Annotated in this window: 17 protein-coding genes; 4 read left to right on the top strand and 13 right to left on the bottom strand. The window is 67.2% G+C overall.

Annotation, left to right across the window (positions count from 1 at the left end; translation table 11 throughout):
• Window position 1 precedes the first annotated feature (1 nt).
• The 5 genes from DB31_RS32470 to trxB all read right to left on the bottom strand — a co-directional run bounded on the left by DB31_RS32470 (window position 2) and on the right by trxB (window position 4,064).
• Window positions 2-838 (bottom strand): 5-deoxy-glucuronate isomerase, encoded by an 837-nt coding sequence (locus DB31_RS32470; protein WP_052420432.1) that lies wholly within the window; start codon window positions 836-838, stop codon window positions 2-4.
• Between the two features lie 71 nt (window positions 839-909).
• A complete protein-coding gene (locus tag DB31_RS32465) occupies window positions 910-1,338 on the bottom strand; it encodes a hypothetical protein (protein WP_044194983.1) in 429 nt (142 codons plus the stop codon).
• Between the two features lie 116 nt (window positions 1,339-1,454).
• Window positions 1,455-1,901 carry a cyclic pyranopterin monophosphate synthase MoaC gene (gene moaC / locus DB31_RS32460; RefSeq protein ID WP_044194980.1) on the bottom strand — a complete coding sequence of 149 codons (447 nt, stop codon included), beginning with the start codon at window positions 1,899-1,901 and terminating at the stop codon, window positions 1,455-1,457.
• The gene (locus DB31_RS32455; protein ID WP_044194978.1) at window positions 1,898-3,094 is read right to left on the bottom strand and encodes a trans-sulfuration enzyme family protein; all 1,197 of its coding nucleotides are present in this window, start codon (window positions 3,092-3,094) and stop codon (window positions 1,898-1,900) included. The genes moaC and DB31_RS32455 overlap by 4 nt, the downstream gene beginning before the upstream one ends.
• A gap of 7 nt (window positions 3,095-3,101) precedes the next feature.
• Window positions 3,102-4,064 (bottom strand): thioredoxin-disulfide reductase, encoded by a 963-nt coding sequence (gene trxB / locus DB31_RS32450; RefSeq protein ID WP_044194975.1) that lies wholly within the window; start codon window positions 4,062-4,064, stop codon window positions 3,102-3,104.
• 71 nt (window positions 4,065-4,135) lie between these two features.
• Between trxB and DB31_RS32445 the strand changes: the two genes are divergently transcribed.
• Together DB31_RS32445 and DB31_RS32440 are read left to right on the top strand one after the other, a co-directional pair.
• The gene (locus DB31_RS32445; RefSeq protein ID WP_044194973.1) at window positions 4,136-4,594 is read left to right on the top strand and encodes a cyclic nucleotide-binding domain-containing protein; all 459 of its coding nucleotides are present in this window, start codon (window positions 4,136-4,138) and stop codon (window positions 4,592-4,594) included.
• A gap of 15 nt (window positions 4,595-4,609) precedes the next feature.
• On the top strand, window positions 4,610-5,416 hold the full coding sequence (locus DB31_RS32440) for an alpha/beta hydrolase family protein (protein WP_044194970.1): 807 nt from the start codon (window positions 4,610-4,612) through the stop codon (window positions 5,414-5,416).
• Window positions 5,417-5,434: 18 nt separating this feature from the next.
• Here DB31_RS32440 and DB31_RS32435 read toward each other — a convergent pair whose 3' ends face one another.
• The 7 genes from DB31_RS32435 to DB31_RS32405 form a co-directional block, all read right to left on the bottom strand.
• Entirely contained in the window at window positions 5,435-6,139 is a 705-nt protein-coding gene (locus tag DB31_RS32435) for a transmembrane-type terpene cyclase (RefSeq protein WP_157232285.1), read from the bottom strand.
• 106 nt (window positions 6,140-6,245) lie between these two features.
• Entirely contained in the window at window positions 6,246-7,643 is a 1,398-nt protein-coding gene (locus DB31_RS32430; protein ID WP_044194963.1) for an FAD-dependent oxidoreductase, read from the bottom strand.
• A complete protein-coding gene (gene kynU / locus DB31_RS32425; RefSeq protein ID WP_044195371.1) occupies window positions 7,630-8,913 on the bottom strand; it encodes a kynureninase in 1,284 nt (427 codons plus the stop codon). The genes DB31_RS32430 and kynU overlap by 14 nt, the downstream gene beginning before the upstream one ends.
• Window positions 8,913-9,929 carry an amidohydrolase family protein gene (locus DB31_RS32420; RefSeq protein WP_044194961.1) on the bottom strand — a complete coding sequence of 339 codons (1,017 nt, stop codon included), beginning with the start codon at window positions 9,927-9,929 and terminating at the stop codon, window positions 8,913-8,915. Before DB31_RS32420 ends, kynU begins: the two co-directional genes overlap by 1 nt.
• Window positions 9,926-10,447, bottom strand: a complete 522-nt coding sequence (gene nbaC / locus DB31_RS32415; protein ID WP_044194958.1) for a 3-hydroxyanthranilate 3,4-dioxygenase — start codon at window positions 10,445-10,447, stop codon at window positions 9,926-9,928. Before nbaC ends, DB31_RS32420 begins: the two co-directional genes overlap by 4 nt.
• 3 nt (window positions 10,448-10,450) lie before the next feature.
• On the bottom strand, window positions 10,451-10,876 hold the full coding sequence (locus tag DB31_RS32410) for a RidA family protein (protein WP_044194956.1): 426 nt from the start codon (window positions 10,874-10,876) through the stop codon (window positions 10,451-10,453).
• The gene (locus DB31_RS32405) at window positions 10,873-12,315 is read right to left on the bottom strand and encodes an aldehyde dehydrogenase (protein ID WP_044194953.1); all 1,443 of its coding nucleotides are present in this window, start codon (window positions 12,313-12,315) and stop codon (window positions 10,873-10,875) included. Before DB31_RS32405 ends, DB31_RS32410 begins: the two co-directional genes overlap by 4 nt.
• Window positions 12,316-12,482: 167 nt before the next feature.
• Here DB31_RS32405 and DB31_RS32400 point away from each other — a divergent pair, with 167 nt between their 5' ends.
• On the top strand, window positions 12,483-13,268 hold the full coding sequence (locus tag DB31_RS32400; RefSeq protein ID WP_157232298.1) for a fumarylacetoacetate hydrolase family protein: 786 nt from the start codon (window positions 12,483-12,485) through the stop codon (window positions 13,266-13,268).
• A gap of 3 nt (window positions 13,269-13,271) precedes the next feature.
• Here the strand turns inward: DB31_RS32400 and DB31_RS32395 are convergent, their stop codons facing one another.
• A complete protein-coding gene (locus DB31_RS32395; RefSeq protein WP_044194946.1) occupies window positions 13,272-13,787 on the bottom strand; it encodes a GreA/GreB family elongation factor in 516 nt (171 codons plus the stop codon).
• A gap of 140 nt (window positions 13,788-13,927) precedes the next feature.
• On the opposite strand from DB31_RS32395, the gene DB31_RS32390 reads away from it, so the two are divergent.
• Window positions 13,928-16,093, top strand: a complete 2,166-nt coding sequence (locus DB31_RS32390; RefSeq protein ID WP_083968954.1) for a S9 family peptidase — start codon at window positions 13,928-13,930, stop codon at window positions 16,091-16,093.
• Window positions 16,094-16,106 lie beyond the last annotated feature (13 nt).

Here is a 16,106-nt window from a genome sequence, read left to right as displayed (position 1 = left end):
GTCATCGCTCCCCTGCGCTCTTGGGCCGCCACCCCTGCTGCTGCGCATCGAGCACCCAGCGATGCTCCTCGGCGAACTCAAAGCCACGGTATGGGTTGTCCGGTTGATGGCGAACGACCCACAGGTAGTACATGCCGTAGCCCGGCGCGGAGACCTGCGGGTGATCCAGCCCCCCGAGGATTTTCACCGTGTCGTACTGGCGCACCTTGTGGACGTCCTCGCCCAGTTCGGCGTGGCCGTAGCCCTGAGGAAGCGTGAAGCGGTAATGGTAGAGCTCCGTCTGGGCGTGGTGGTGGGGCGGATAGCTGGACCAGCGGCCCGGGTAGTTGATCACCTCGCCGATGACGAGGTTGGACTCGGGACGGACGGCCAGGTCAAAGGCCAAGCGCACGTTGCGCACTGCCCCGTCCTGCACGAGCCCCTTGCCGCGCAGCTCGTCCTGGATGTCCTGAGGGAAGAAGATGCGCGGCTCGAAGGACTTGGGGTTCGTCGCGCACACGACGCCCCACTCCACCTCGTCGCTCTGGGCCACCAAGCGGACGGAAGTACCCGCTGGGACGTGGACGACCGTGGGCGCCTCCTCGAAGAGCGAGGTCCGCGCCACCTGCGTCCGAGTGCCCCCGAGCTCTACCTCCACCTGTCCCGAGAACAAGATCCAGGCGGTTTCTTTGGAAGTGGGATCCCGGGAGACCTCGCCACGGGCCATGCGGTGGATACCAAAGTCCATCCCGGTATCCAGCTCGGACTCGCCCTCACGGGTGATCCACGTGAGGCCGCGAGGGAATCCTCCCCGGTAACGGGTGATGACGGCGGCCCTCGCCTGGGCGCTGTCGGTCATGGCCCCTCCCTACAGGTTGAGCACTTCGGCACAAGAGACGCTAGCACTCCGCCGCCGTGCCGAAGGCTCGCCTAGGGAGCAGGTGTCAACTCGCAACCACAACCGCAGTCATCGAAGAAGGCGGTCTCGCCCTCATTGCAGATGAACCGGATCGCGGCGCATTGGTTGGGATCGCGCGAGACGTAGCGCCGGTTCGGATCTTTGTGGTCGCACTTGGGCTTCTCCTGATCATCAGGTTTGACGCAGATGCCGCCGCAGTCGGCGCCGCCCCGGGTTGGGTCGCAGGAGTCCTTGGGGTCATCCACGCAGAGCAGGCCCTCGGGGCATGGGATGGCGGCGAAGCCCCCGCAGAACTGGCCGCCCGTGGGCTCGTCCCCCTTCTTCTCCGTGTCGAGTGTGCTGGACGTGCTCTCCTGCGCGGCCTCCGCGGTCGGCGTGCACCGCAGCTGGCCGACTGCACCTAGCACCAAGGTCCCTACCAGCAGCCATCTGATGAACATGAGATCTCCTCTCGGGAGGAGAGATCGACCCCCGACGACCGGTCTGGAAGGGGGCAGGCAGCCGGCCAGGGCCTCTACCGCAGCCCCCTACTCCAGGCAGACCCGGAGCGCGGTGCTCAGCGCTTCGAGCCCTTGCGGTTCCACGTCCCCGAGCGGCCGCCGGACTTGTGCTCCAGCTGGACGCGCTCGATGACCATGCCCCGGTCCACGCTCTTGCACATGTCGTAGACCGTGAGGGCCGCCGCGCAGGCCGCCGTGAGGGCCTCCATCTCCACGCCGGTACGGTCGACAGTGCGGACCTCGACGCGCACCTCCAGCCCGTTCTCGAAAGGTGCCAGCGTCACCTCCACGCCAGAGAGCGCGATGGGGTGACACAACGGCACCACATCCGGAGTCCTCTTCGCGGCCATGATGCCCGCCAGCCGGGCCGCGGCCAGCACATCGCCCTTCTCGACCTTGCCCTCCTGGATGCGCTTCAGCGTCGCCGGCAGCATGTGCAGGCGCGAGGTGGCCACAGCCATGCGCTCCGTCTTCCGCTTGCCTCCAACATTGACCATCTTCACCGCTTCACCCCATGCGCCACGGCCGCGAGCAGGTCCTCGACGATGTCCTCGGGATCCTCCAGACCCACGGAGACGCGGATGAGGTTCTCGCGAATCCCAGCCGCGGCCCGTTCCTCGGGCGTCATCCGGCGGGCACTCGCGCTGGCCGCGTGCATCACCAGCGTGCACACGTCCCCAAGCGACGGTCCCGGCCGCGCCACCTTCAGCGCCTCCAGGAACCGGAAGCCCTCAGGCCGGCCCGCGCCCTTGATCTCGAAGGCCACCATGGGCCCGAAGCCGTTCTCCAGCACCTCCCGCGCCACCGTGTGGTTCGGGTGTGAGTTCAGGCCCGGGTAGTAGACACGCTCCAGCAGCGGGGACTCCGCGAGGCGCCGGGCCACGTGAGCCGCGTTCTCGAAGTGCGCCTTCATCCGCACGTGCAACGTGCGCAGGCCACGCTGCGTGAGCCACGCCTCGAAGGGCCCCAGCACGTCCCCCCCCATCAGACGCAAGGAGCGCAGCGGCGCCAGGCGCTCGCGCGAGCCACTCACCGTGCCCGCCAGCGCGTCACTGTGCCCGTTGATCCACTTCGTCGCGGACTGAATCGCGTAGTCCGCCCCAAGCGCCAGGGCACGCTGCCCATACGGCGAGGGGAACGTGGCATCCACGGCCAGCACCGCCCCCACCTTCTTGCAAGCCTGCGCCAGAGCCCGGAGGTCCGGCACGGAGAGCAACGGGTTGGTGATGCTCTCAGCCACCACGAGCTTGGGCTCCAGCTCGAGGATGCGCTCGGGTGCCTCAGGATCGGAAAGGATCAGCGGGTGCAATTCCACGCGGGCACGGGCGCTCAACGTCTTGAAGAGCACCCGCGTGACACCGTAGCCATCCGCGGGCATGACGACCCGGTCCATGGCCTGGAGGTTCTGTGCCTCGAAGACAGCCCGAAGCGCCGCCATGCCGCTGGCGTAGGAGGCGCACGCCTCGGCACCCTCCAGCGCCGCCACGGACTCCTCCAACAGCGAGGTGTTCTGGGCGCTGATGCGCGAGTAGACGTAGTCCTTCCCGTCCAGCGCTCCGTCCAGCTCGTCGCTGCTGTCGAACCACCCCACCGTGGACATGTGGATGGCGGGCGCGAGCGGCTGGGAGGTGCTGCCCACCAGCCGGCTCCCCGCGTGCACCGCCACCGTCTTCGGACTCAGCGGCTTCTGGCTCATGTCCTGCTCACTTGCCCTGTTCGATGAGCCAGCGCTCTGCCTCGATGGCGGCCATGCAGCCCGTGCCCGCAGCCGTAATCGCCTGCCGGTAGAAGCTGTCCTGCACATCACCGCAGGCGTACACGCCCTCAATGTTGGTGCGGGTGCTGCCCGGCACCGTCTTCAGGTAGCCACTCTGGTGCGTCTCCAGCACGCCCTGGAAGAGCTGCGTATTGGGCGTGTGGCCGATGGCGACAAACAGGCCCGTGGCTGCCAACAGCTGGGTGTCGTTCGTCTTCATGTTGCGCACCACCGCGCCCGTCATCCCCTTCGCGTTGCCCACCACCTCTTCCACCACCGAGTTCCACATCACGGAGATCTTCGGGTTGTTGAGCACACGGTCCTGCATGATCTTCGAGGCGCGCAGGCTGTCCCGGCGGTGCAGCAGGGTGACCTTGTCGACAATCTTCGCCAGGTAGGTGGCCTCCTCCATGGCGGTGTCGCCGCCGCCCACCACCAGCACGTTCTGCTTCTTGAAGAACGCACCGTCACACGTGGCGCACGCCGATACGCCCCGGTTCTTGTACATGTCCTCGCCCTTGACGTTCAGCCACTTGGCGCTGGCGCCCGTGGAGATGATGACCGTCTCCGAGCGGTAGCTCACGCTCTCGCCCTGGATGAGGAACGGACGCGAGGACAGGTCCACCTTCACCACGTTCTCCATGTGGATGCGGGTGCCGAAGCGCTCGGCCTGCTTCTGGAAGCGCTCCATGAGCTCGGGGCCGGTGATGCCCTCGGCGAAGCCCGGGTAGTTCTCCACCTCGGTGGTGATCATCAGCTGCCCGCCGGGCACGCGCTGAGGGTCCTCCAGCGTGGGTCCTCCCGCGAAGACGACCGGCTCCAGATTGGCCCGAGCGGCATAGATCGCCGCCGTGTAGCCCGCAGGCCCCGAACCGATGATGGTCACCTTGTTGATCTTCTCGTCCGCCACGGCTGTAGCTCCTCTTCGAAGGGGGCCGGAAAGTACCAGAGCGCCCATAGCGCGTGATACGAAGTGAACTCATGGATGCCTCGCTCCTCAAAAAGGTTGCGCTCTTCGAGGGCTTGACTCAGGGCCAGCTTGCCAAGGTGGCATCCATTGCTCAGGTCCGGCAGTACGAGGGCAGCTCCTTTATCTTCCGCGAGGGCGATACAGGTCAGGAGATGTACGTCATCGTCGAAGGGCGGGTGCGCATCTCCAAGAATGTCCCGGGGATAGGCGAGGAGGCGCTCGCCATCCTGGAGAAGGGCCAGTATTTCGGGGAAATGGCGGTAATCGATGACAGCCCCCGCTCTGCGGATGCCATTGCTCACACGCCCTGTACGCTCTGGGTCGTCGAGCGGGCCAAGCTGGACCAGCTGATGTTCACGGACAAGGACCTGGCGTACGTGCTGCTGTGGACTTTCGTCCGCACGCTCTCCGAGCGGCTGCGCGAGACGAGCGACAAGATTAAAGCCTTCTTTGCCATCTCCCGCTTCTGAGCGGCCCGAGCCTCCATGGACCCGCTCTGGATGCTCGAAACCCCCTCTCCGCCCGCGGATGCTCGCATCCCGTACGGGAAGAACCCGTACCAGTTCGGAGACCTGCGCCTACCGCAGGGCCCAGGCCCTCACCCTGTCGTCGTCATGGTGCACGGTGGGTTCTGGCGCGCGAAGTACGACCTGGAGCATGTGGGCCACCTGTGCGCGGACCTCACACGGCGCGGTTTTGCCACCTGGAGCCTCGAGTTCCGCCGCGTGGGCCACGAGGGCGGCGGCTGGCCCGGCACCTTCGAGGACGTGGCCGAAGGCGTGGACTTCCTGCGCACGCTCGCGGCCTCGCAGCCGCTGGACCTGTCGCGCGCGGTGTTCATGGGGCACTCGGCGGGAGGCCATCTGGCCCTCTGGCTTGCCGCGCGCCGCCGCCTGCCACCGGAAGCGCCGCTCTACCGCCCCACCCCCTTCATCCCCCGCGGGGTGGTGGGGCTCGCGGGAGTGGTGAACCTGGAGCAGGCCCTCGCGCTGCGGCTCAGCCAAGGCATCGTGGAGGAGTTCCTCGGCGGGACGCCCGCGCAGGTTCCCGAGCGCTACCAGCTCGGCTCCCCTTCCGCGCTCGTGCCGCTGGGTGTGCGGCAGATCCTCCTGCACGGCACCGAGGACGACACCGTCCCCGTCTCGCTCAGCATCGAGTACCACGCCCGCGCGGCGGCGGTGGGAGACGACGTCCGCCTCGTCACGCTGCCAGGCGCGGGGCACTTCGAGCTCATCAACCCGCTCGCCCCGGAATGGCGGCAGGTGGTGGAGGCCCTCGGCTCACTGCTGTGAGCCCAAGGGCCCGGCACCTCAGTTCGCCGCCAACGTGGGCCGCGCCGCTTGCGGCTCCCGGTTCCACTGCCAGGGATTGATTCCCAGCTCGCGGCACTTCACGAAGATCAACCCCACGTACCAGGCGTCCAGGATCGCCGTCACGATGACGGAGATGATGATGAGGGGGTGGTTGATGCCAAAGAGCAGGACAAAGGCCACCGCCACACCCGCCGATCCAATGCCCTTGCACAGACCGATGTAGAGCGACTGCCCGCGCATGTCATTGCGCCGCAGAATCATGTGGACCCACAGCGCCGAGTCCAGCAGCACGACGAAGTTGGAGATGTGCCAGTTGTTGTCCTGGAAGTGCCGCGTGGTGGCCATGACGAGCGGCATGCTCATCGCGCAGGAGAGCACGAAGATGGGCAGCATCCACTTGGGGTTGATGTTGGGGAGGCTGGGATCATTCTTCGCGTACTTGAAGTATTGATACGCGAGGAAGGTGGTGAAGAGGGCCATCGGCACCATCGCGTAGCCGACCGGCGGCGGGGGCGGATAGATGAGGGTGAACGTGATCTCCAGCATCCAGTTGGCGGCGAGCGCCGTCGGCGGGATGGCGTAGACCTTGTCCTTGGCGGCCTGGCGGATGCACAGGATGTACGTGGCAATCCAGAGTCCATCGCTGATGGCGAGGAAGGACATGAGCCACATGGGGGTGGTCGCAAGGTCGAGATCGAACATGGGCACCTGGGGGGAGGCGGGGCGATGCATCGCCGCAGCCGAAGCCAGGGCTCACTCTACCACAGCGGGCAGAGGGCCACCGGAAGGCGCCCCCCTCCTCCCTGTCCTACCCTTCAGGCTTGAATCCGTCCGGGTGCGCCTCCAGGAAAGGAACGAGCCGCTCGCGGACGAGCCGGGCGGCGCGATCGAGATCCACCTCCTCCGCACGGGTGAGGCCCTCGGACAGCTCGGAGACGATGCGACCGGCAATGGCGCCCACCTCATAAGCGAGGCGGTACGGCACGCGGCTGAAGCTGACCAGGGTGTAGCGGCTGAGGAACTGTCCGGGGAAAGCGTTGAGCAGCACCTTCTCCACCTGCTTCTCCAATAGGAAGCGCGGACTGGCAGTGCTGTCGCGCATCTCGATGAAGTTCTCCACGGCCATGTCGGCGATGGCGTCCGCGTTCGGCTTGCGCAGGCGGAAGAACTCCTCGAATGCGTCCTCCCAGCGCGAGTGGCGCGCCAGGAGCCCATCGAGCGCCACGCAGTCCTCGAAGCCGCAGTTCATCCCCTGCCCGAAGAACGGGACGATGGCGTGCGCGGCATCTCCGAGCACCAGGGCCCGGCCTTCCACGTGCCACGGCGCGCTCTTCACCGTCACCATGTGGCCGGTGGGGTTGTGGAAGAAGTCATGCGTGAGCGTGGGAATGAGCGGCACGGCGTCCGGAAACTGCTCCTGGAAGAAGGCCGTCACCTTCGAGGGCGAGTCCAACGACGCGAAGCTCACCGGCCCCTCGAAGGGAAGGAAGAGCGTGCAGGTGAAGCTGCCGTCTTCGTTGGGCAGCGCGATGAGCATGAAAGTGCCGCGCGGCCAGATATGGAGCGCGTGTTTCTCCATGCGGAAGGAGCCGCCCGGCCCCGCGGGGATGGAGAGCTCCTTGTAGCCGTGGCTCAGCACGTCCTGGGTGGAGGTGTTGCCCGGCAGCTTCGCCATCGCCTGCCGCACCGCCGAGCCCGAGCCGTCCGCCCCAAGCAGCACCGGGACGCGCTCCTCGCGGGTGGTGCCGCTCGGCTCGTCCAGGACAGAGAGCGTGCCCGTGTCGAAGTCCACGCTCTGGATGCGCTGCTTGAAGCGGATGCGCACCTTGCCAGTGCCCTCGGCGTGCGTCATCAGGAACTGGTTGAGCCACGCGCGGGAGATGCTGTTGATGTGCTGCGAGTCGTCCTTGCCGTAGGGCTGCAGCGTCAGCTCGCCTGACAGCGGGTGGATCATCCGCCCGCGCATGGGGATGGCGTGGCGCCGAGCCTCGTCCTCCAGGCCCACCTGCTTCAGCGCGTAGAGCCCTCGCGCGGAGATGGCGAGGTTGATGGAGCGCCCGGCCTCCACCGTCTCGCGGCGCATGTCCGGCCGCCGCTCCAGGACTTCCACTTGGAAGCCGCGCCGGGCCAGGAACATGGCCATCAGCGAGCCCACGAGGCCCGCCCCCGCCAGGGTCACCGTCTGCGTCCGATCAAGCGCGTGCATGGTTCTCGAGGATCCTCACGAAGCGGTAGACGTCGAGGAAGCTGCAGTACAGCGGCGCGGGAGACGCCCGGATGATGTCCGGCTCGCGGAAGTCACAGAAGGCACCGGCCTCCACGAGCTTGGCGAGCAGCTTCTTGGGCTCCTTGCTGAAGCGCAGCGAGAGCTGCGAGCCTCGGGCCTTCAAGTCGCGCGGAGTGACGATGCGCGCCATCTCCGGGGGAAGGCGATCCAGGAGGAACTCGAGGTAGCTGGTGAGCAGGTCTCCCTTGAGCCGGAGCGCGGGCATCGTCGCCTGATCGAAGATCTCCATGGAGGCGCGCAGCGCGGCCATCTGGAGGATGGGCGGGTTGGAGAGCTGCCAGCCCTCTGCGCCCGCCAACGGCACGAAGTCAGGGCCCATCTCGAAGCGGGTGGCCTTGTCGTGGCCCCACCAGCCCTCGAAGCGAGGAATGCCAGGCATGTGGGCGTGGCGCTCGTGGACGAAGACGCCGCCCAGCGTGCCCGGGCCACCGTTGAGGTACTTGTACGAGCACCACACCGCGAAGTCCGGTCCGTCATCGTGCAGCGACAGCCGCAGGTTGCCGGCGCCGTGGGCGAGATCAAAGCCGACGCGGCAGCCCCGCTCGTGCGCGGCGCGGGTGATGGCCTTCATGTCGAAGGCCTGCCCGGTGAGATAGTTCACGTTGCCCAGCAGCACGAGGGCGATCTCGGGCCCGTGACGATCAATGGTGTCGAGGATGTCCTCCTCGCGCAGCGTGTCCTCGCCGGGGCGCGGCTCCAGGCGGAGGATGGCATCTCGCGGATCGAAGCCGTGGAAGCGCGCCTGCGAGGCCACCGCGTACTGGTCCGACGGGAAGGCCCCACCCTCGATGAGGATCCGGAAGCGCTCGCGCGTGGGCCGGTAGAAGGACACCATCATCAGGTGGAGGTTCACCGAGAGGGTGTTCATCACCACCACTTCGAGCGGCATCGCGCCCACGAGGCGGGCTGTCTGCGCGGTCAACGTCTCGTGGTAGGGCAGCCAGGGGCTGCGGGCGTGGAAGTGGCCCTCGACGCCGAACTTCTCCCAGTCCTCCAGTTCCTGCAGCACGTACTGCTTCGCCTTGCGCGGCTGGAGCCCGAGCGAGTTGCCCACGAAGTAGATGGCGGGCTCGCCGGCCTTGTTGCGGGGGAAGAGGAACTCGTCGCGGAAGTGGCGCAGCGGATCCTCGGCATCCATGCGCCGGGCGAAGGCCTCGCCCTCCTCGAAGTTCACCACGTCGGGGTTCATCATGGAGCGAACTCCTCCCGCGCACGCCCAAGCCACTCGAGCGCGTTGCGCCACAGGAGCCGCTCGCGGGTGGAGGGCTCCAGGCCAGACAGGGACTCGATCTGCGTGCCCGGACGATCCTCGCCGAGCGGGAACGGGTAGTCGCTGCCGAGCGCCACCTTCTCCGGGCCGAACAGCTTGACGATAAAGCGCAGCGTGTCCGTGTCATGGACGAGCGAGTCCACCCAGAACCGCCCCAGGTAGTCGCGCGGCGCCACCTTGTTGTCCACGGCCACCAGATCCGGCCGGGCCTCGAAGCCGTGCTGGATGCGGCCGAGCGTGCCCGGGAACGCGCCGCCACCGTGCGCGAACGCGAGCCGCAGCTTGGGCAGCCGCTCCAGCGTGCCAGAGAAGATGAGGGTGGTGATGGCCAGGGCCACCTCGGCGGGCATGCCCACGAGCCACGGCAGCCAATACTTCTCCATTCGCGCGCCGCCGAGCATGTCCCACGGGTGGACGAACACCGCCGCGCCCAGCTCGGCCGCTGCCTCGAAGAAAGGGAACAGCGCCGGGTCGCCCAGGTTGGTGCCGTTCACGTGCGAGCCGATCTGCACGCCCGCCAGCCCCAGCTCGCGCATGCAGCGCTCCAGCTCGCTCACAGCCCGCTTCACGTCCTGGAGCGGCACGGTGCCCAGGCCCGCGAACCGGCGCGGGCTGCCACGCACCACGGAGGCCAGGTGGTCATTGAGGAAGCGCGAGATATCCAGCCCGTGCTCGGGCTTGGCCCAGTAGCTGAACATCACCGGCACGGTGGAGAGCACCTGGACGGAGACGCCGGCCGCGTCGCACTCCTTGAGGCGCTGCGCCGGGTCCCAGCAGTTGCTCGCGATCTCGCGGAAGAACTTCCCGTCGTCCCGCATCATCCGAGCGCGGCACGGGGCGTGGTGATCCAGCTGGATGAACCCGCCGTAGCCGTAGCGCTCGGCGAAGCGCGGCAGCTCGGCCGGGAGCAGATGGGTGTGAATGTCGATCTTCACTTGCCCCCGCTCCGGGTCATCTGGAAGCCGCACTGCTTGCAGGTGCAGTGCTTCGGGTCGCTGTAGAAGCGGTCGAACACCGGCGGCAGCTGCGTGACGATGTTGGAGACGTGGAGGTACTCCTCGTACAGCTTGCTGTCACACCGAGGGCAGAACCACGCGAAGCCATCCTGCTCGTGCGGCTGGCGGCGGCGCTCGATGACCAGCCCCACCGTGCCCGCGGGCCGCTGCGGCGAGTGCGGCACCTTGGGGGGCAGCAGGAAGATGTCGCCCTCGCGGATGGGCAAGTCTCTCGGCTTGCCGTCCTCGATGATGCGCAGGTTGATGTCACCCTCGAGCTGGTAGAAGAACTCCTCGCTCTCGTCGATGTGGAAGTCCGTGCGCGAGTTGGGCCCGCCCACCACCATGACGATGAACTCCTGGTCCTTCCACACCAGCTGGTTGCCCACGGGGGGCTTGAGCAAGTGGCGGTGCTCGTCGATCCACTTCTTGAAGTTGAAGGGCGGCATCAGGGCCATGGCTCAATCTCCAATCGTGGCGATGCACTTGAGCTCAATCGCGATCGGCGTGGGCAGCGCGTTGATCTCCAGCGTGGTGCGGCACGGCGGGTTGTCCTTGAAGTACTCCGCCCACAGCCGGTTGTAGATGGGGAAGTCCGCCTTCATGTTGGTGAGGTAGACCGTGACATCCACCAGCCGGTCCCATGAGGAGCCCGCCTCCTCGAGGATGTACCGCACGTTGCGGAACACCGAGTGGCACTGGGCCTCGATGTCATAGGAGGTGATGTTGCCCTGGGCATCCAGCTCCACGCCGGGGATCTTCTTGGTGCCGCGCTCGCGAGGCCCCACCCCGGACAGGAACAGGAGGTTGCCCACGCGCCGGGCGTGGGGATAGAGGCCCACCGGCTCGGGGGCCCGCTTCGAGTCGATCCGCTCTTCCTGGCTCATAGCTTCACGCACACGTTCTTGGGCTCGGTGAAGAAGCGCAGCACTTCCTGGCCGCCCTCCCGTCCCACGCCCGAGTCCTTCACACCGCCAAACGGCGTACGCAGGTCTCTCAGCATCCAACAGTTGATCCAGACGATGCCGCTGTGCAGCTTGGCGGCGAAGCGGTGGGCGCGGCTGAGGTCCTTCGTCCACACGCTGGCGGCCAGGCCGTAGCTGGTGGAGTTGGCCCAGGCGAGCACCTCCTCCTCCTTCTCGAAGGGGGTGAGCGTGGCCACGGGACCGAAGATCTCCTCCTGGTTGGTGCGGCACTCGGAGCCCAAGCCCTCCACGAGCGTGGGCTCCACGAACCAGCCGTTGCGGCACCGGCCCGCCAGCTTCGCGCGGCCGCCACCCGTGAGGATCTTCCCACCCTCCTTCTGGGCCAGCTCGATGTAGCTCATCACCTTGTCGAAGTGCTGCTGGGACACGAGCGCGCCCTGGTCCGTGCCCGCCTCCAGCGGGTCGCCCACCTTGAGGGCCCGCGTGCGCTCCACGAGCGCGGCCTTGAACCGCTCATAGATGGGCGCCTGGACGAAGATGCGCGGACCACAGAGGCAGATCTGCCCCTGGTTGGCGAACGAGGAGCGCAGCGTGGTGGCGAGCGCCTCGTCGAAGTCGCAGTCGGCGAAGATGACGTTGGGGTTCTTACCGCCCATCTCCAGGGAGATCTTCTTGAAGAGGGGCGCGGCGGTGCGGGCAATCTCCGCGCCCACGCGGGTGCTCCCCGTAAAGGAGATCGCCTTGATCTCAGGGTGGCTGCTCATGGGGGCGCCGACCTTGGCGCCCAGCCCGTGGACGATGTTGAGCACGCCGGGAGGCAGCCCCGCGTCGCGGCACACCTGCGAGAGGAGGAAGGCCGTCATCGGCGTCACCTCGGAGGGCTTGCCGATGACGCAGTTGCCCATGGCGAGCGCGGGGGCGATCTTCCAGGTGAACAGGTAGAGCGGCAGGTTCCACGGTGAGATGCACCCGACGACGCCCAGCGGCGAGCGCAGGGTGTAGTTGAGCGCCACGGAGTCGGTGGCGTGGGCCTCGCTGGAGAACTGGGTGGCCGCGTCCGCGAAGAACTCGAAGTTGAGGATGCTGCGCGGAATGTCCACGGTGGAGGCCACCGAGAGCGGCTTGCCCGTGTCGATGGACTCGGCGCGAGCGAACTCGGGCAGCCGGGCGCGAATGGCCTCCGCGACGCGGCGCAGCAAACGCGAGCGGTCGGAGGCGGGCGTGGCGGCCCAGGCAGGGAAAGCACGGGCGGCAGCCTCGACAGCGCGGCGGACATCGGTCTCGTCCGAGTCGGGCACGTGGGCGTAGGGCTCGGCCGTGGCGGGCTCAGGCTTTTCGAGCCACTTCTGGGCGCTGGGGGGAACCAGCTCTCCGCCGATGTAGTTGAGGACCTTCTGCATGCAGGATTCCTCCTCGGACGACCGGGCGCCCGAATAGCACGGGGGCGCTCGCCAGGTCACGGCTCGGAGCCCCCAGGATTTCACATAGGCGGCAGAAGCTGCTTGCGCCGCACCGGGGGTGCCGGGAAGCTCGCCCGCCCTGGTTGTCGGGGAGCAAGCACATGGCATTGACGGCACAGAATCATCAGGAGCTGGCCCGGCTGCTGGACCAGGCGCGGCTCGAGGCCCGGGAGGTTCCTCCCCTTACCCGCACGCACGCGGAGCTGCCTCTGCGGGACGCGTATGCGATTCAGGCCGAGGGCATCCAGCTGCGCACAGCGCGGGGCGAGCGGGTGATCGGCATGAAGATGGGGCTGACGTCCGAGGCCAAGCGCAAGCAGATGAACCTGGACTCACCCGTGTATGGGGTGCTCACGGACAAGATGCAGGTGCCTGCCGGGGGCGTGTTCCGGCTGCAGGGCTTCATCCACCCGAAGATCGAGCCGGAGATCGCGTTCCGCACCTCGCGCGAGCTGCGCGGGAAGATCTCTCGCGAGGAGGCGCTCGATGCGTGCTCCAGCGCGATGGTGGCGATGGAGATCCTCGACTCGCGGTACGTGGACTTCAAATACTTCTCGCTGCCGGACGTGGTGGCGGACAACTCCTCCTCGTCCATGTTCGTGCTGGGCACCACCGAGCGGCCGCCGCGCGAGCTGGAGCTGGCGAAGCTCCCGATGTCGATGGAGGTGAACGGCGTGCAGGTGCAGTCAGCGCTCTCCAGCGCCATCTCGGGAGACCCGCTGCTGTCCGTGGTGCAGCTGTGCGAGCTGCTGGCCGAGCGCGGCGAGTCCCTGCCTGCGGGGAGCATCGTGCTGGCGGGTGCCGCCACGGTCGCGCACATGATGAAGCCGGGCGATCAGGTCCGGCTCACCGTGGAAGGACTGGGGAGCGTCTCGGTGTCCGTGGCGGCCTGAGCCTCACGCCACGTCGAGCACCGTCCACTCGTGCACTTCGCCCGCGAGGGTCACCTCGATGCAGTCTCCGGTGCGGCGGCCCATTAGGGCCCGGCCCACCGGCGAGGCGGGTGTGATGACGGAGAGAAAGCCATCTCCGCCCGGGCCCGTCAGCTCCGTCCCCGCGCCCACCGGGAGCAGGAAGAACGTCCGCTCGTCGTAGCCGTCCTCATCCTCTGTGCGGACATCCACGATGGCGCCCAGAGACACCGGGCTCTTGCGCTCGAAGCGCGGCAGCGCAGCCTGCTGGAAGGCGTTGAGCGCGCTCAGCTCCTCCTGAACGCGGCGAGCACGTGCGGCCTGTCCCGTGGCAAGGCTGCCGTACTCGATGGCGGCCCGGCCGTCCTCCTTCTTCTCCGACTCCGTTGCCAGACTGCGTGCAGCCTCACGCGCCTCAGCCTCCGCGCGGTGGGCGAGCCGGTCGCTGTACTGGAGACGTTCGGCGAGCTGAGAAATCAGCTCTCTCTTATCGAGTCCCATGCCACAGGAATGTATCGCCACCATGCGACGGCTCCAGTTTCTGGCCCGGTGCTCCCGGACAGGCGCCTTTTCAAAGACTCACGCTTGAGCTAACCCCTTCGCACTGGTCTCCAGCGCAACCCCTTCTCTCTCGCCCGCCCATGCGCCTCTCTCCGCTCTTCCTGGCAGCGCTCGCCGTGGCTTGTGCCACCCCTCCGCCCCCCGCTCCCGCGCCGCAGGCGGCTCCTCCCGCTCCCTCGGCGACAGCACCCGCGCCGGCTCGGCCCACGCCGCCCGTGGCCAAGCGCCTTCCCCACCCCGTCACCCAACACGGAGACACCCGGCAGGACGACTACTTCTGGCTGCGCGAGAAGGAGAATCCCGAGGTCCGCGCCTACCTGGAGGCGGAGGCGGCCTACACCGCCCAGGTGATGAAGCCCACCGAGGCTCTTCAGCAGAAGCTCTACGCGGAGATGCTCGGGCGCATCCAACAGACGGACCTGGAGGTGCCCTACCGCAAGGGCGGCTTCTTCTATTACTCCCGCACCGAGGAGGGGAAGCAGTACCCCATCTTCTGCCGGAAGAAGGGCAGCCTGGAGGCCCCCGAGGAGGTGCTGCTCAATCCCAACGTGCTCTCCGAGGGCTTCAAGTTCTTCCGCGTGGGCACCTTCGAGGTGAGCGATGACGGCAACCTGCTGGCCTACTCCGTGGACACCACGGGCTTCCGTGAGTTCACCCTCCACGTGAAGGACTTGCGCACCGGGAAGCTCGGCCCGGAGCGCATCGAGCACACGGCCGGCTTCGACGGAGCCTGGGCCGCGGACAACCGCACCTTCTTCTACGCCACCGAGGACGATGCCAAGCGCTCCTACCGCGTGTGGCGCCACACCGTGGGCACGGACAGCCAAACGGACACGCTCGTCTATGAGGAGAAGAACGAGCACTTCCGGCTGTCCGTCCAGCGCACGCTCTCGAACGAGTACATCCTCATCAGCTCCACCAGCTCCACCACGAGCGAGGTGCGCTTCCTGCCAGCAACCAAGCCCTCCGCGCAGTTCCAGGTCGTGGAGCCGCGGAAGCAGGACCATGAGTACAGCGTGGACCACCACGGTGGCCTCTTCTACATTCTCACCAACTCGGGTGGCCGCAACTTCCGCCTCGTCACCGCGCCCGTGAAGTCCCCAGGCCAGAAGAACTGGAAGGAGCTCATCGCGCACCGTCCGCAGGTGATGCTCGAGAACCTGGTCCTCTTCAAGAACCACCTCGCCGTCCTGGAGCGGGACACCGGCCAGCCGCAGCTGCTCATCACCGATCTCAAGACGGGCGCCAGCCACCGCATCCAGTTCCCCGAGCAGGGCTACGCGGTGTTCCCCAGCTCGAACGCGGAGTTCGACACGCCCGTGCTGCGCTTCCAGTACACCTCGCTCATCACGCCGTGGTCCGTGTTCGACTACGACATGAACACCCGCGAGCGAAAGCTGCTCAAGCAACAGGCGGTGCTGGGCGGGTACGACGCCTCGCGCTACGAGACAGAGCGGCTGCTGGTGCCAGCCCAGGACGGTACCCAGGTGCCCGTGAGCCTGGTGTACCGCAAGGGCCTGAAAAAAGACGGCCGTGCGCCCCTGCTGCTCCAGGGCTACGGCTCCTACGGCATCCCCAGCATGCCCTTCTTCAACTCCAACGCGCTGTCCCTGCTGGACCGAGGCGTGGCGGTGGCCGTGGCGCACGTGCGCGGAGGGGGAGACCTGGGCAAGCCGTGGCACGACGCCGGGCGCATGCGACAGAAGATGAACACCTTCACGGACTTCATCGCCGTGGCCGAAGCGCTGGTGGCCCGGGGCTACACCTCGAAGGAGCGCCTGGCCATCCAGGGTGGCAGTGCGGGAGGCCTGCTGATGGGCGCCGTCACCAACATGCGCCCGGATCTCTTCAAGGCGGTGCTGGCCGAGGTGCCCTTCGTGGACGTGCTCAATACCATGAGCGACACCACCCTGCCGCTCACCGTGGGCGAGTTCGAGGAGTGGGGCAATCCGCAGGTCAAGGAAGAGTACGAGTACCTGCGGCAGTACTGCCCGTACACCAACGTCACCGCCAAGGCCTACCCAGCGATGCTGGTGAAGACGAGCTTCAACGACAGCCAGGTCATGTACTGGGAGCCCGCCAAGTGGGTGGCGAAGCTGCGCGCGCTGAAGACGGACCCGAACCCCCTGCTCTTCCAGATCAACATGAACGGCGGCCACGGCGGCTCGTCCGGGCGCTATGACTCCCTCAAGGAGCGGGCGTTCAACTACGCCTTCCTGCTGACGCAGCTCGGGGTAGAGCAGTAGCCCGATGCGTCCG

Source organism: Hyalangium minutum (assembly GCF_000737315.1).
Lineage (GTDB): Bacteria > Myxococcota > Myxococcia > Myxococcales > Myxococcaceae > Hyalangium > Hyalangium minutum.
Note: the sequence above shows the minus strand (reverse complement) of the source record. Positions and strands in the feature narration are given on the sequence as shown.